This window comes from Pseudoalteromonas luteoviolacea DSM 6061 (genome assembly GCF_001625655.1).
Classification (GTDB): Bacteria; Pseudomonadota; Gammaproteobacteria; order Enterobacterales; family Alteromonadaceae; genus Pseudoalteromonas; species Pseudoalteromonas luteoviolacea.
This window is the reverse complement of record NZ_AUYB01000158.1, coordinates 115,252-130,775: the sequence shown is the minus strand read 5'-3', so window position 1 is coordinate 130,775 and position 15,524 is coordinate 115,252. Positions and strand designations below refer to the sequence as shown.

Annotated in this window: 12 protein-coding genes; 9 read left to right on the top strand and 3 right to left on the bottom strand. The window is 42.0% G+C overall.

Annotated elements, in window-relative coordinates; genetic code table 11:
- Positions 1 to 104 precede the first annotated feature (104 nt).
- Positions 105 to 1,355, top strand: coding sequence for an MFS transporter (locus N475_RS24730; protein ID WP_063357455.1), 1,251 nt, complete (start codon positions 105 to 107; stop codon positions 1,353 to 1,355).
- 3 nt (positions 1,356 to 1,358) lie between these two features.
- Positions 1,359 to 2,234, top strand: coding sequence for an ROK family protein (locus N475_RS24725; RefSeq protein WP_063366131.1), 876 nt, complete (start codon positions 1,359 to 1,361; stop codon positions 2,232 to 2,234).
- A gap of 55 nt (positions 2,235 to 2,289) precedes the next feature.
- Here the strand turns inward: N475_RS24725 and N475_RS24720 are convergent, their stop codons facing one another.
- Positions 2,290 to 4,470: a fasciclin domain-containing protein gene (locus N475_RS24720; protein WP_155730910.1), complete on the bottom strand. Its 2,181-nt coding sequence runs from the start codon at positions 4,468 to 4,470 to the stop codon at positions 2,290 to 2,292.
- A gap of 341 nt (positions 4,471 to 4,811) precedes the next feature.
- Positions 4,812 to 5,039 carry a hypothetical protein gene (locus N475_RS24715; RefSeq protein WP_063357458.1) on the bottom strand — a complete coding sequence of 76 codons (228 nt, stop codon included), beginning with the start codon at positions 5,037 to 5,039 and terminating at the stop codon, positions 4,812 to 4,814.
- Between the two features lie 423 nt (positions 5,040 to 5,462).
- Here N475_RS24715 and N475_RS24710 point away from each other — a divergent pair, with 423 nt between their 5' ends.
- From N475_RS24710 to N475_RS24685, 6 genes are read left to right on the top strand one after another with little or no spacing between them, the layout of a single operon-like run.
- Entirely contained in the window at positions 5,463 to 6,731 is a 1,269-nt protein-coding gene (locus tag N475_RS24710) for an efflux RND transporter periplasmic adaptor subunit (protein WP_063357459.1), read from the top strand.
- A 26-nt stretch (positions 6,732 to 6,757) separates the two neighbouring features.
- Positions 6,758 to 7,483 (top strand): ABC transporter ATP-binding protein, encoded by a 726-nt coding sequence (locus tag N475_RS24705; RefSeq protein ID WP_063357460.1) that lies wholly within the window; start codon positions 6,758 to 6,760, stop codon positions 7,481 to 7,483.
- A 14-nt stretch (positions 7,484 to 7,497) separates the two neighbouring features.
- Entirely contained in the window at positions 7,498 to 8,787 is a 1,290-nt protein-coding gene (locus N475_RS24700; RefSeq protein ID WP_063357461.1) for an ABC transporter permease, read from the top strand.
- A 9-nt stretch (positions 8,788 to 8,796) separates the two neighbouring features.
- On the top strand, positions 8,797 to 10,020 hold the full coding sequence (locus N475_RS24695; RefSeq protein WP_063357462.1) for an ABC transporter permease: 1,224 nt from the start codon (positions 8,797 to 8,799) through the stop codon (positions 10,018 to 10,020).
- Positions 10,021 to 10,072: 52 nt separating this feature from the next.
- Positions 10,073 to 11,335: a sigma-54-dependent transcriptional regulator gene (locus tag N475_RS24690; RefSeq protein ID WP_063357463.1), complete on the top strand. Its 1,263-nt coding sequence runs from the start codon at positions 10,073 to 10,075 to the stop codon at positions 11,333 to 11,335.
- Between the two features lies 1 nt (position 11,336).
- Positions 11,337 to 12,623 carry a sensor histidine kinase gene (locus N475_RS24685; RefSeq protein ID WP_063357464.1) on the top strand — a complete coding sequence of 429 codons (1,287 nt, stop codon included), beginning with the start codon at positions 11,337 to 11,339 and terminating at the stop codon, positions 12,621 to 12,623.
- 248 nt (positions 12,624 to 12,871) lie between these two features.
- On the opposite strand, the gene N475_RS26245 is transcribed toward N475_RS24685, so the two are convergent.
- Positions 12,872 to 14,671 carry a sensor histidine kinase gene (locus N475_RS26245; protein WP_063366130.1) on the bottom strand — a complete coding sequence of 600 codons (1,800 nt, stop codon included), beginning with the start codon at positions 14,669 to 14,671 and terminating at the stop codon, positions 12,872 to 12,874.
- Between the two features lie 101 nt (positions 14,672 to 14,772).
- Between N475_RS26245 and N475_RS24675 the strand changes: the two genes are divergently transcribed.
- On the top strand, positions 14,773 to 15,189 hold the full coding sequence (locus N475_RS24675; RefSeq protein WP_063357466.1) for a BLUF domain-containing protein: 417 nt from the start codon (positions 14,773 to 14,775) through the stop codon (positions 15,187 to 15,189).
- Positions 15,190 to 15,524: the final 335 nt, after the last annotated feature.

Below are 15,524 nucleotides of genomic sequence, written 5' to 3'. Positions count from 1 at the left end.
TTTGACGAGTTAAGGTGATGGCGGATTCCCCTTGGATCATTTGTCTGCCAACAAACAGATCCTATTTTTTGCCATCACCTTTTTATTTAAATAAGGTGCTCTAAATGAACAAGAATTTACCTGCCGTGAGTATTGTACTCGCGACTTTCTTTGTGATTTCTTTTTTTACTAACATTCTCGGTCCTATCTTTCCTGAGTTGATAAGTAGTTTTGACATTGGGTTGGCCCTTGCCGGCTTTTTTCCATTTGCATTTTTTGCAGCATATGGCGTGATGTCTATTCCTGCCGGATTACTTGTACAACGCACAAGTGAAAAGTTTGTCATGATGCTGGCATTTGCACTGTCAGCGTTTGGTGCGCTTTTATTTGTATTATTTCCCTCTTTTGAACTAGCAATGGTGGCGCTATTTTTAATTGGTAGTGCGATGGCATTGCTACAGGTCTCAATCAATCCTTTGCTGCGGCGATGTGGAGGAAGTCAGCACTTTGCTTTGTTATCTGTGGTGGCACAATTGATGTTTGGTGCCGGCGCAACTTTGTCACCTCTGGTTTATGTTGGCCTTTCTGGAGTCGCAGAAGACTCAAACTCGCTGCTCAATGTGATGGTGCCAGAAAACATGAGTTGGCTCAGTATGTATTGGTTGTTTGCGTTGATGAGTTTATTGATGTTGATATGGATAGCCGTGACTCAGTTAGAGCGTAAACAATCAGATGATGAACAACATTCTTTTTCTTTACAGGATTGTTTTGCGCTATTTAAAAATTCGACGGTAATAAAGTTCTTTTTCGCGATCGCTGCTTATGTAGCCTTAGAGCAAGGAATAGCCAATTCAATTGGGGTGTTTTTGCAGCAAACACATCATATGGATACAAAGGAAGTTGGTGCAAATGTGGTGAGTGAATTTTGGTTAATGTTGACTATAGGGTGCTTTGTAGGGCTTGTATTGATGAAGCTGTATGACGTTAGGAGATTGCTTTGTTGGTTTTGTCTTGGCACAGTTCTGAGCCTTTCTCTAGCAGTTTTGGGGCCTAAGAGTATCGCTGTTTTAGCCTTTCCAATGGCTGGATTCTTTCTCTCTATCATGTGGTCTGGATTGTTTTCTCTGGCATTGAATTCTTTTGAAAAAGGGCACGGTGCGATTGCTGGGATCTTATGTACTGGTATCATTGGTGGCGCTGTTGCATCGCCTATTATTGGACTAGTAGCGCAGGTTTTAGGTTCTTTACAAGTGGCTTTACTGTTACTACTTCTCCCTATTGGATATATATTTTATGTGGCATCTAGTGCACAACCCATTGTGCATAACCACACAGTTCGTTTGTTCTCAAAAAAAGCGTCGGAGCAGGAAGCATAATTAATGGCTGGAAAAATAGTTTGTATTGATTTGGGTGGTACAAAAGCACTTTGTGGTGTAGCGCATCAAGGGGTTGTATCAAATGTGAAGCGCCACCCTGTGCCATCCGCTGCAACAAAACAAGAGGTTACCGACTTTCTGATTGAGGTAATAAGTCACTCCTTCACTGCTGAGTGTAATGGCATTGCAATCGGTATTCCTGGGGTAGTGGATAGTGAGTCGGGTTACGTATTTGAAGTGACTAATATCCCTTCATGGAAGAATATTCACTTGTCTCATATTTTGAAAAAACGCTTTAACGTACCAGTCTTAGTGCACAATGATGTGAATTGCTTTGCCTATGGAGAGTTTAAATATGGGGCGCACTTTGATAGAGGACGGCCATGTCAGACTATATTAGGTGTTTGTCTGGGCACGGGATTGGGTGCCGGTATTGTCATTGCTGGACAGATATATACTGGGAAAAAAGGCCTTGCCGGTGAATTTGGTAGTGCGCCTTATTTGCAGCAAACAATTGAAGATTACTGTAGCGGTCAGTTTTTCCGCAACTTAGGCACAGATGGTGAACATGAGTACCAACTGGCGCTTGCAGGGGATAAACGCGCTTTGAACTTATTTGAGCAGTTGGGCAGTCATTTGGGGGTGGCGATTGCGCATATGCAATTAGCCTATGATCCCGATGTTATTGTGTTGGGTGGATCTGTGTCTAACTCATACCATTTATTTGAATCTTCAATGCGTGCGCGTTTTGCGCAATTTGATCAATGTGATCACTTAACAATTAATATTAGTACCTTGCCTAACTCCCCGTTAGTAGGTGCATGCGAGCTGTTCTATCAACGCTTTGGATCAGAGGTGAAACCTCCTGAACCTGCGTAACGACAAAAACAGGGTATGGCTTATGGCCATACCCAAAGTCGGCAGGAAGTTAACCTTAATCTACTGTGGTGATAACCGTATCAATTAAATGAACTACGCCATTGGCAGTGTAGATATCTGTTTGCGTCACATTACTGCCTTCGACTTGTAATCCCGAAGTGGGTAACGAGACTTGCCACCAAATATTGTTAACACCATTGCCGTTTTTCTGACCCGCTTCAGTGTCACCGCTGAACAAGTAAAGTGGACGTCCCAAATAAGCTGCCTGCATTGTGCCGTCTTGTCTGGCAATTAACGATAGGCCTGGCATGTTTTCTATTTGAGCTTGTGTAGCAATAACAGGTGGCCACGAAGTAGCGCATGCGTCATTGCATTGGCTTTGTGCAAACGTCAAATCGTTGTCAAAAACATACAGTGTGAATCCTGCTTTGGCTTGTGCTTTACCAGCAACCAATCTTTGCATGGAGGTATCATATGCAATGGAATCTGTCTCCGCGTTTGCAGTGCCTGCAAAGTCTACCACTTTGATATCAAGCATATTAGTGGCCAGCGTTTCTATTTGTTTGCCATTCAGTTTGAGTGCGGTCATAGCTGGTGCTTCAATTCCTAGTACGTGCTGAGTGAGCACGGTTGTAAGCGCCGGCACATCAGCTAAAAGCGCATTTAATGTGGCAGCTGGAATTTTCTCAAAGGCACGGTTGGTAGGTGCGAATACAGTGAACGTTTTACTGGTGTCAGATAAAGTATCGACGAGGTTTGCAGTAGTGAGTGCTGTAACGAGCGTGGACAATGAATCTGTTTCTGTTGCAACGTCTACAATTGTTTTCGTAGTCTGTGCTTTATCCACAGGTGGCATGATTACTTTGTCTAAAACGTGTATTACACCGTTATCGGCGCTTACATTCGCTGTTCTTATCACTGCATCGTCAATGAATAGCTTACTGTCTACGATGCTCAACGCAGCACTATCGGAGTTTGCCATTGCGACCATGTTGTTATCTGATGATGCGACGGATGCTGCAGCGTCAGACATGATGCTTTGCCCTGATACGACGTGATACAACAGAATGTCAGACAGCTTCTGTGTGTCAGCTGCAAGCGCATCTAGTGTGGTTTGTCCTAGCGCTGCAAATGCGGCGTCGGTTGGCGCAAATACGGTGAACTTTGTTGTTGGATCCGAAAGGGTCTGGTCAAGCCCCGTTGCACTGAGCAAACTGATCAGAGTGCTAAATGACCCGGCATTTTGGGCGACTTGAGGTATTAAACCCAGTGACTCAGGTACTGTCACGTCAGCGACAATGACAGCATCTATCACATGGATCACGCCATTCGAAGCTGCAATATCGGTCTGTGTCACTGATACACCGGCAAACTTGAGCATGTCTGTAGTGGCATCAATAGACACCGGCAATTGATTATTGAGCAGTGTTGTTGCATTTTTCCCGTTCAATGACATCGCAGTAACAGAGTCAACTCGGCCCGAAATGATATGCTGTTTTAGGATGTCGCCAAGCACATCTGGGTTTGCCAGCAAAGTGTTGATTGTATCGGTACCAAGTGCGGCAAATGCAGCATCAGTCGGTGCAAATACAGTGAGTGGCTCAGAACCTGTCAGGGCACTGCTCAGTCCTGCCGTTTCAACTGCTTTTAACAAGGTCGTAAAAGTGCCAGCACCGGTCGCAACTTCTGCGATATTTTGCGTAGACGTTGTTTGTGCTGGTGGCATCAATACAGCATCGATCACGTGGATAATACCGTTGTCAGTTTTTATATCGGTCTGGGTGACGGTTGCTGTGTTGATTAATAAGTTGTCACCAGAAAGGGACAGTGCGATTTTTGCACCATTGACAGTATCGGCTGTCTGGCCAGCCAAAGACAGCGCAGTTTCAGCGTTCACTTCTGAGCTGAGCACATGATAGGTCAAAATCCCACTCAGTGTGTCCGTATCTGCGAGCAAGCTGTTGATTGTGTCGGTGCCGAGAATCTCAAACGCTGCGTCAGTTGGAGCGAACACGGTAAATTTGTTGTCGGTATTGTCGAGTGTTGCGTCGAGGCCTGTTGCATCTAGTGCTGCCACTAGCGTGGTAAACGAACCTGCTGCTTTCGCAGCATCGTACACCGAGTTTTCTGGTTGTTCTGGTGTTGGTGTGACGACTGGATCATCATCATCAGAGCAAGCTGCTAAAGTGCCTAAAGAAGCGGCGAATGCGAGTTTTGCAATAATATTCACGATCATCTCCGTTGGAGTGGTTAATTTTCCGGCAATACGGCAGGTTTAGAAATTCAGATCATGATTTTTTTAAGAGAGTATTGATTTTTTATTGCAGGTTTTTACATTTTCATCTCAATATTTGATGGAATCATAATATTTAGGTGTATGAATATACTAAATATTTATTGTCTATCTTCTTGATAAAAAGCAATCAGATATTTTCTCGTATCTGATTGCGATTTGGTACTTAAACTTTGATTGTATTGGCTTTGATTCTCTGTAACCAGCTTTCCCTCATGTAATAATCTTTGCAAAAAGATGGAGTTATTTACTCATAACAGAGTATTTGGCCGAAAGCTATGTGATTAGTGGTAGCGAATTTGTCGCACTCTGTAATCGTACAGTTTAGTATTGAAAGGGCAGCCAGCATTCGTTGATCGATATTCAACAATCCATACGCCAATCCCTCTATAGGTGTTCACGTATTGCCAAGTACAGTCTTCAACAACATTGGCAGGTACGGTTTCCCACGCACTTGCGCTACCCGCAAAAGTAAAAAGTGCTGCGCACAGAAGTGATTTAAAGTTGTACATAATTAATCCTTTTTCATAGTGTGAATGTGCTTTTTTTGTTGCGAATACACATTAGAAACTGCCTTTAGTTTGTTCAATACTTGAGCAGTTAATCCGATAGCATTCCACGTAAATCAAGTTGAATCGTATAATTTTTGTACCTTTAACCGATTCTGAATGTGACGTGTTAGAACCACAGATGTATCTGAATTGGCAATGTTCGCTTTACAGGCGGTTGTTATTGGTCACTGTGTAATTCATGTGTGTCCACTACTGTGTCCAACCGCGTGTCACTGTGACACGCTTGGACAGCAGAAGTGTCCATTCGGACACTATAAAAATCACAAAAAATAAAAAGTCCTTTAACTACAGTGGTTTATGGCTTTTCTAAACTTGGCACTGTCCTCGCTTCTATCAACGCATAAAAGTAAAAAGGTGAAAATTATGATTGATGGAACGCAGTCTCAAGATGAGTTGATTACGCCAAACAAAACTAAGCACACGTTAAAGTACGCAATTGTGGCTTTACTTATGACATTGATGACAGTGGTGTCTATACCCGCAATTAGCCAGTGGTATGCAGGGATCAAAACAGTGTCATATGAGCAATTGCTTACTGCGAGAGTGATCAAACAAGATTTGATCCGAGATGTGTCTGTCTCTGGTCGTTTAGTGGCTGCCAACGCGCCACAGGTATATAGTCCGGAGCCCGGCCAAGTAACACTTTTGGTAAAACCTGGTGATACGGTTGAAAAAGATACCCATATAGCGCGTATTGAGAGCCCCGAGCTAGACGCTTTGATAGAGCAGCAGACGTCATTGTTGGCGCAGCTTAAGTTGGATGCGGACAGAGGGTTACTTGCGGATGATGAAGCCCAGCTAGATTTGGAACGTAGTTTAGACGAGGCTGCAGTGCGCTTAAATGCAGCTAAGCGAGAGAAAGCTCGCTCACAAGAGTCTTTTGAAAAACAAGTGATTAGTCAGCTAGATTATGCCCGAAGTCAAGATACGCTGCTAGAAGCCCAGCTAATGCACCAACATGCAAAAAAACGTGTGGACCTCGCAAAAAAGCGACTCACTTTTGAAGCTCAAACCAGAGATTTTGCTGTAAAACGTCAAACTCAAATACTCGAAGAGCTTAAACGACGAAAACGAGCGCTAAAAGTACAAGCGCCTGTCGACGGCATTGTTGGAAATTGGCTGGTACAGCAAAAAGAAGAAGTTGCGGATGCACAGGCTCTGATGACCATCGTAGATTTGTCTGAATACGAAGCTGAACTGCAAGTGCCGGAATTCTATGCCGATGACTTGGGCATTGGGTTAAACGTGGAACTTACGCTCGCGGGTCAGTCTCTCAATGGAGAGATCAGCTCTGTATCACCTGAAATCAAGCAAAACCAGGTTGTTGTAAGGGTCAAAGTGACCAGTAACCGAGATGCTAAGTTGCGTCAAAACCAACGTATTAACGGGCGTATTGAATTTGAGAAAAGGCCACAGGTATTGCAAGTCAAGCGAGGGCCTTTCCTGAATGCATATGGTGGTAAAAAAGCCTTTATTATCGCCGAAAATGTAGCGAATTTACAAGAAATCAAAACTGGGGCATCCAGTGTAGAGTACATCGAACTTGTGGCTGGCGTAAAAGAAGGAGATGAAATTATTATCTCCGATTATGAAGCATTTAGCCAAAGCCAGACATTTAACATTGATAAATAAAAACAGAATTATTAAAGGACAAAATCATGCTTTCAATGAAAAACATTAGCCGCGTATTTAGAAGTGAAACAATTCAAACTCATGCACTTAGGGACTTTAGCTTAGAAGTAGAGAAGGGAGAATTTGTCGCAGTGACTGGCCCGTCAGGGTCGGGCAAGTCAACATTTTTAAACGTTGCTGGCCTGCTAGATAACTTTACCCAAGGTGAATACAGCTTGGATGGCATCAATGTACAAGGATTATCGGATGACGACCTTTCACGCTTACGCAATGAAAAAATAGGGTTTATTTTTCAAAATTACAACTTGATCCCCGATTACAGCATTTTTGACAATGTGGATATGCCATTGCGTTACCGAGGTTTGAGTGCCAAGCAAAGACGCAGCAGAATTGAGCATGCGTTGGAGTTGGTAGGTTTAGCGAGTCGGCATAACTACCTGCCAAGTCAGTTATCGGGTGGTCAGCAGCAGCGAGTAGCAATTGCTCGCGCACTCGCCGGAGAACCAAAAATTCTATTAGCAGATGAACCGACTGGTAATTTGGACTCTTTAATGGCCCGACAAATCATGGATTTACTAAAAGAAATTAACGGAGAAGGCAGCACGATAATCATGGTGACACATGACCCAGATCAGGCACGTGAAGTAAATCGCAATATTCAAATTATTGATGGGCAGATCACCGATTATAGTATTTATGCGCCAATGCAACCAGACTCTAGTGTGGCGCTAGACAAGCAAATGCCAGCATAAGGAGTAGCGTAATCATGGAAATGTTTTTGTACTATATACACTTATTTATACGCAATATTAAACGAACGCCACTGTTCTTTTCGTTGGTGATTCTAACCTTATCCATTGGTATTGGCACTTTATTAGCGAATTTGTCGATGTTGTCGTTGATGTCCAAAGACCCGATCCCAGGAAAGAGTGAACAAATATTCAGTGTTAACATGAATACTTATGCTGGAGCTAACAATACATTCGGTAGTATGCATGTGCTGAGATACAGTGATGCGAAAGCCATTTTGGACTCCAAAGTAGCCAATAATGCAACAATGCACTACTCCAGTATGGTCTACAGTCGCAGGGCAGATGCAGAGGATCTAACTCGTTATGCCAGCCCCACGCGTGCGACGACTGCCTCATTTTTTAATATTATGGGGGCTCAATTCGCACATGGTGAACCTTGGAAAAACGAACATAGCAATAGCATCGTGATTGGTCATGAGCTAAACGTAAAGCTGTTTGGTGGTGCCAATAGTGTTGGTGAAAAACTTGAGTTGCAAGGTAAAATTTACAACATTGTGGGTGTTCTGGCCCCTTGGGAAATGCGCCCGCTATTTTATCATGCGACAGAAGGAAAAGCTTTTGACAAGACGGATGATATCTTTGTTCCGATAGAGGTGGCAATTGACAACAATTGGGCCGTTTTTGCACGCACTATGTCAACAGATAGCTATACCACCCTCAAAGAAACACGTCAGATTAATGCTTATTACGTTCAGGTGTTTGTAGAGTTGCTTGATAAGCAACAACGCCTTGCCTTTCAAACCTTTATTGATAGCTATTCAGAAAAGCTAAAAGAGAAAGGCAACCATCGTCACGAGGTTGATAATAGACTTTATAACGTCAATGAGTGGCTGGCCAAAAATGAGGTAGTTAACAAAGATTTACTGGCATTTACTATCGCTACTGGGTTGTTCTTACTGGTGTGTATTTTCAATGCCAATAGTTTGATGTTGTCTCGTTATCAAGCCGGTCAGTTTGAAGCAAACCTCAGACGTGCTGTGGGAGCAAGTAAGAAGCAGGTATTTTTTCAGGGGGTAATAGAGAGTGTCATACTTGGCCTTATTTGTGCGTTGCTGTCGTTTGTATTGGCATTTAGTCTATTAGCGCTATATCGACAACTTTTTGATGAGTTAGCTCCTGTCGCTGAACTGCCTTTGCATATGCTGGTGATTGGCCTAGGTGTTGCACTGACCTCAAGTCTACTCAGTACGGTTTATCCACTCATTCAAGGCACGCGCACATCGCTTGCAAGCATTTTAAAGTAGGGAGCTATTATGAACATCAAAGCATTATTTAAATCCATGTTGTTGAGAAAGTTTGCTACTGGGTTACTCATTTTTCAATTGATTTTAACGCTAGGTTTGGCATGCAATAGCTTACTATTAAGCATCGAAGCAAATGAAAAGATGTCTCGTGATGTTGGGTTTGAAATGGATAATGTGCTGGCTTTTCAAATCCGACCAACTTCAGAAGCATTTTTAGATGCCGATTTCTTTTTGTCTGTTGTTGAAGAAGATATGGCTGCGCTTAAAAATTTAACCGAAGTAGAACTGGTCTCGTATTCAAATCAACTGCCGTTGATGCGAGGTGGAAATTATCACTCCATTGAAGACGCAAATCACCCTGAAGATGTACCAGTGGACAGCCAATTTAATGGCATTCCAACCTACTACACAGGTCAAGACTTTTTTCGCCTACTTGGAGCAAGTATGCACCAAGGAAGAGACTTTGAAGCAGCAGACAATGCAACTCGAGGTTACTTAGAAAGCATGGATTTTGAGCCAAATATTATTTTAACGCGTTCATTGGCTGAAGCCTTGTACCCAAATAAGTCAGCCATCGGCAAGCAAACAAATGAAGGGCGAATTGTTGGTGTGGTTTCTGATTTGGCAATTACACCATCACGCAGATACTCTCACTATGGGATCTTTAAATTCAGAAATATGGCCCGTGCTCAGGGTAGACTATATTACCTATTAAAAGTTACACCGGGTAGTGAGCAAGAAATCAAGAAAAAGATTATCTCAGCGCTCAAACAAGTTCACCCTGAGCGAGATATTAAAGATATTTTTACCATGAAAGAGCATCACAGCGATTATTATAAAGAAGCCACTAGTTTGGCCACATTGTTCAGCTTACTCACTGCATTTATGTTGTTTGTTACCATGATAAGCAGTTTTGCTCATGCGCATTTTCATGTTTCAAAACAGAAGAAACTAATTGGGATCAGACGCGCTTTGGGGGCTCGTAAAAAAGATGTATTAGTTTATGTAATGAGTGAAAACTGGCTGATTAGTTTGATAGCTGCGGGGTTAGGCGTAGCCAGTGTTATCGCGATTAACATCTTGTTGGGTAAAGTAATTACAATGCCAAAGCCAGATGTAATCAGTTATTTAAGTTGTGTTATGATTGTGTTCATCTCTGGTACGCTCGCAACCTGGTTACCAGCTTGGAAAACAACAAAAATAGCGCCCGTAACGGCTACTCGTACGGTATAGAAAAGGATATGAGCCCCACTCGCATAACTGCGAATGGGGCTAGATATAAGTTATGAATACAATTCTTATTGTTGATGACAACCCCGATATTTTAGATGCTCTGGACCTATTGCTTAGCATACATAACTACAAAGTGATTAGTGCCGCCACAGTCAAAGAAGCTTTGCTAAGTGTCTCGCGGCAAAAGATTGACTTAGTGATCCAAGATATGAACTTCAGTGAAGGCACTACGTCAGGAGAAGAGGGAACGCAGCTCTTTTACGCCATGAAGGAACTGAATCCTTCGCTACCCATCATTATTATTACCGCTTGGAGTCAACTAGAAACAGCCATTACGCTCATTAAATCAGGGGCAGCTGACTATTTACCTAAACCTTGGGACGACCAAAAGCTACTAGCAACAATATCTGAACATATTTCAGTTGCAGCAAAGCCTGTGCCTACAACTGCATTGATTTACCAAAGTAAAGAGATGGCAGAATTGATATTCACAGCAACTAAAGTGGCAGCTGCTGAGATTAATGTGTTGATAACTGGACCAAATGGATCTGGTAAAGAAAAGCTAGCCGACTTTATTCACCAAAAATCCGCAAGAGTAGATGCCCCTTTTATCAAAGTGAATATGGGGGCAATTCCTCAAGAGTTGATGGAGGCAGAGTTATTTGGTGCTGAAAAAGGCGCGTTTACAGGAGCTAACCAAGCTAGAGCTGGACGTTTTGAAGCCGCCGATGGTGGTACTTTGTTCTTGGACGAAATTGGTAATTTGTCTTTGTCTGGGCAAATGAAACTACTTCGAGTATTACAAACTGGTGAGTTTGAGCGTTTGGGATCAAATGTGACACAAAAAGTGGATGTGAGAGTTGTCAGTGCGACCAATGCCAATTTATTGATAGATATTAAGAGCGGAGCTTTTAGAGAAGACTTGTACTACCGCTTGAATGGCATGGAGCTGTCCATTTTACCTTTGAATAAGCGAAAGGGTGATATCTTGGCGCTCGCAAAACACTTTATTGGCGAAGACTATCAGTTTACCAAGGAAGCTGAGCAGTTTTTATTGCAACACAATTGGCCCGGTAATGTACGAGAGCTAGAAAATACCTGCAAACGGGCACTCATTTTTGCAGAAAATGGTTTAGTAACCCTCACTTCTCTTAGTGGACAAGAGCAATCTGCGGTTTTAAGTGAAAAAGAGCATATATTTTCAGTACTGGAAAAACATGATTGGGTTATAGCACATGCCGCTCAGGAGCTTGGGTTGAGTAGACAAACTCTATATCGGCGTATAGAGAAGTTTAACCTTATTAGAGGCGAATAGGATGTTGCTGATAGTCTTTATCGGGCAAGTGATATTTTCTGTTGCAACATATATGTTTGTAGAGCATCACCCATGGTGGATACTTTCGGCTGGCGTTGGTCTTAATATTGGAATTGCTTATGTCTTGTATAAAAAGGACAAGCAGCGCAAAAATGCCGATCGAAGTCTTGAACAAGGCTTGCTTAGTTTAATGGATTCAGATTTTTCAGTCAGTATTCCAATTGATCGCAATGAAAATAGGCAAGCTGTTTTTGAGTTATTCAATCAATGTGCCGATAAGTTACGAAAGGAGCGACAACATCTCTACCAGCGAGAGATGCTATTGGATAAAGTGCTCAATACCTCTCCTGTCATAACATTTTTAGTTGATGTAAATCAGAAGGTTATATTTGCCAACCGTGCGGCTGAATTGATGTTTAATCACGGCAACTCGATTTTAGGTTACCGTTGGTCTGATGTGTGTGCCAATTTAAACGCTGATTTTGTGCAAGCGCTACAGCAAAATGGAGAGAGTATTTTTACACTCAAGGATGCCCATGGAGAAGAGCAAGCATGGCACTTGGCTAAATCGGGAGTGCGGATCCATCAGGCGAATAATACTTTGTATCTACTTAAATCAATTACCAATGAATTGAGCCGCCAGGAAGTTCAGACATGGAAAAAAGTAATTAGAGTAATTAGTCATGAGTTAAACAACTCAATTGCACCTATAAGTTCGATGTGTCATTCGGGGCAACTATTGGCGCAAAATTTGGAGGAGCCAAGATTAGATAGGGTCTTTGGCTCGATTTCGAGACGCGTTGGCCATTTAAATGAATTTATAAAAGGTTACGGCGCTCTATCTAAACTAAAAATGCCCGATAAGCACCCCATTGATTGGCGCATATTGTTAGAGCAGCTTGGTACGTTGTACAAATTCACCTTAGTTACCGAAGTGCCTGAAGTCACAATAAGCGCAGATGAACATCAAATAGAGCAAGTGCTGATTAATGTATTGAAAAACGCGCATGAAGCCTGCACAGATCAGGGAGATGAGCATGTTGTGTTATTGGCGATAAACGTTGATGTACAAAACGGGATTTACATAGAAGTTTCAGACAGTGGTCCGGGCATGGCACCTGAGGTATTGGAAAATGCTCTATTACCATTTTATTCAACAAAGCATTCTGGGACGGGACTTGGACTCGCACTTTGTCGAGAAATCATCGAAGCACATCAAGGAAAGCTGTCCTTTAGAAATCGAAAAACCGGTGGCTTAGCAGTGAGTATATTTTTACCATTTGATTAAGTTGTTTGATTTTAATTCGGGACAGACAAAAGAGAATTTCACAATTAGTTACAAAACATATAGTTAAGGCACTTGTGTGTTTGACTTAAGGGGACTAAATTGTGAGGAAAGGAATAGCCTCAAGTTATAACTGAGTATGCTGAATAATCAGTTATTCAATCTTGCGGTGGCTGTATTCATCGACTAGAGCATGGACTCGCACAGCTGATGAATACTAATGAGCCAAATTCTTTTAAATACAGAGAGTTTTAATGGGGTGAACCATCAGCATTGATAGGTAATACAAGCGTAAATTTACAGTATTTATTGAGTTGTGAGTCTATCAGTAAACTGCCTCCTAACCGTTTACTTAAATTATAGCTGACGGCAAGCCCCAACCCTGTGCCTTCACCTACCGTTTTTGTTGTATAAAAAGGATCAAAAACGCGTTTTTGCTGCTCTAGACTAATACCCGGTCCATTATCTTTGACTGAGATATAAATATTATCGCCTTGCTCTTCAGAGCTTACCTCAATTATCGGTTCTGAAATTTCGTTAATTTCGAGTATTTGATAGGCATTTTTTATCAAATTAGTCAGTATCTGTTGTATGAAGCCTGCATTTGAAATGATTTCACTTTGGTGTGAAAAGGCTGTTTTGATCGGAATATCGCTTGGTTCAGTAGAGCGCAACAGCGTTAAGCTCTGTGCTAAGAGAGTTTTAAGGTCAAGTTGTGATTGTTTTGATTTACCGTGAAAAGACTGCAGATCCTTGATTATTTCACTCACTCGGGAGAGGCCCATTTGAGACTGAGCGACTATCTCACGCATATCATCGTAGATGAAGTCAATTTCAGATTGGCCACGGTAATGGGTGATTTCGTCTTTTATCTCATCTCTTCTGTGTTGATTACCCATCTCAACGGCGCTTAAAAACTGGTCATGTAGGTTTTGTAAGTTCAATATACTGTCGAGATAATTGTCCATCGAGCCGAAATTACTTAAAACAAAGGACAGTGGGTTATTTATTTCATGTGCTATACCAGCTGCAAACTGTCCAACGGTGGCCATTTTTTCACTGTGTGCGAGCTGCTCTTGTGTTTCTTTCAGCTCAATGAGCGCGCTCTTTAATCTTGTACATTGCTTTTTAAGCCGCCTTTCAGATTCTTTTCGTTCCAATAGCATAGTCAGTTGCTCGGCGGCTTTACTGATCACATCAATTTGACGCATTGAGACTGACTCCATCGCACTCTCGTCTATAAAAAATACCATTAGCTCAAGTACTTTACCGTAAACAACGATTGGAAATATGAGGTAGCTACTCAACTTCAAGCTCAGTATTTGACCAAGGAGAGAGAAGGCCTCTGCGCTAGGTAAAAGGTCTATTTGTGGTTTCTTCTCTTTGAGTGCACGGTGTAGATAGGCTGGTAATGTTGGTAACTGAAAAGCTTGCGTTAATGCACTTTCTAGCGTGTTTATATCCGGCGCATAACTGGTCAAGGTTCCTTCACCTTGTGCATTAATTTTGATTCTACACTGCGCAGATGCACATGCAATACTAGACAATGCCTGCATAAACTGGAGCATAACTTCATTCACATTGTTATTGTTGCGATGCAAATGTGCGACGCTCATCAATAAATTGCTTTCAGCTTGATGCTGCTCAGTGACTTGCACAAAGCGTTGCCATGCTTTGATGTTTCGCTCTATTACACTCTGGTTAATAGCTAGCTTTTCTGAAGACAAAGTAATGAAGCTAGCAATGCTGTATTCCTCTATCCAGTTTAAGGCATCAGGCATATGTTGAGGTGGGTGTGCCACAATAAAGGTTGTATCTTTGTCTTGCAGTCCAACTCGTATGTGAGACAAAACCTGGCTCGCCAATTCTTCAGAAGTTGAATCATTAACATGTAAAATTAAAACTCCAGGTCGGTGTTTGCGGAAGGCTTTTTTAAACAGTTTAAAGGTATCAGCTCGGTGCACTTGAATCTGTAATTGTGTGAGTACTTTGTCTAACTCTTCTGATTCGGGACCTACAACGACAACCATTTGATTCACTGAATTTTCCATAACAATGAGCGCCTTACCTTGTATTTTTAATAACTATAGCCAATGATTAAAATTTGGGCGAAAGATAAGCCGCATTAGGCAATTACTAGGAGAGTGATAAAATGAAACTAGTCCGGTTGGTGTATTACAGTCAGGCTTCAAGATCTATGAACCTGTCAGATTTACGTAATATTTTGGAGACTGCTCGTTCAAATAATAGCGAACTAAAAGTATGTGGCATGTTGTGCTTTGAAAATGAATTTTTCTTGCAAGCCCTTGAAGGTGAAAGAGAAACAGTAAATGAGTTATATTTAGATATTGCCGACGACCCTCGCCATGAAGGAGCAACGATTTTAAGTTACGATGAAGTTGAGCAGCCAACTTTTGAGATTTGGAAAATGGGTTATGCTGCAGGATCTGAGTCATTTTACGAGCTGCTACGCAAAAACGGGCAAACCGAATTTGACCCTGAAGAAATGACCAAGGCACAGGCGCTTTCTTTTTTAAAGGACATGGCTGGTTGCCAAACAGACGTTTGAAAAGTACAGCCAAGAAAAGAGGAATGTTTCCTATCAATCAGATCCAAGCTAAAGACCTTGTTTTGGAGGCTGGTTTTGTCATCAGTTTATTACTGATTGTTTGGTTCGCTTTCTCAGTGGCAGGAAAGTCAAAATGAGACGACATTTGCCACGCCGCAGCTATTATTTTGATTTATTGAAACATCATTTATACCCTTTTGACTGCCAGGCAATGGTTTTAGAGATATTCAATGGTGCGCACAAAATAATTGAGATTTTGCTCAGAGCAAGAAGATGTGATTGGCTTCGATAGTAGGTATGAATTTGCGGGCAAAAAAGCGCTAGCCACGAAAGTA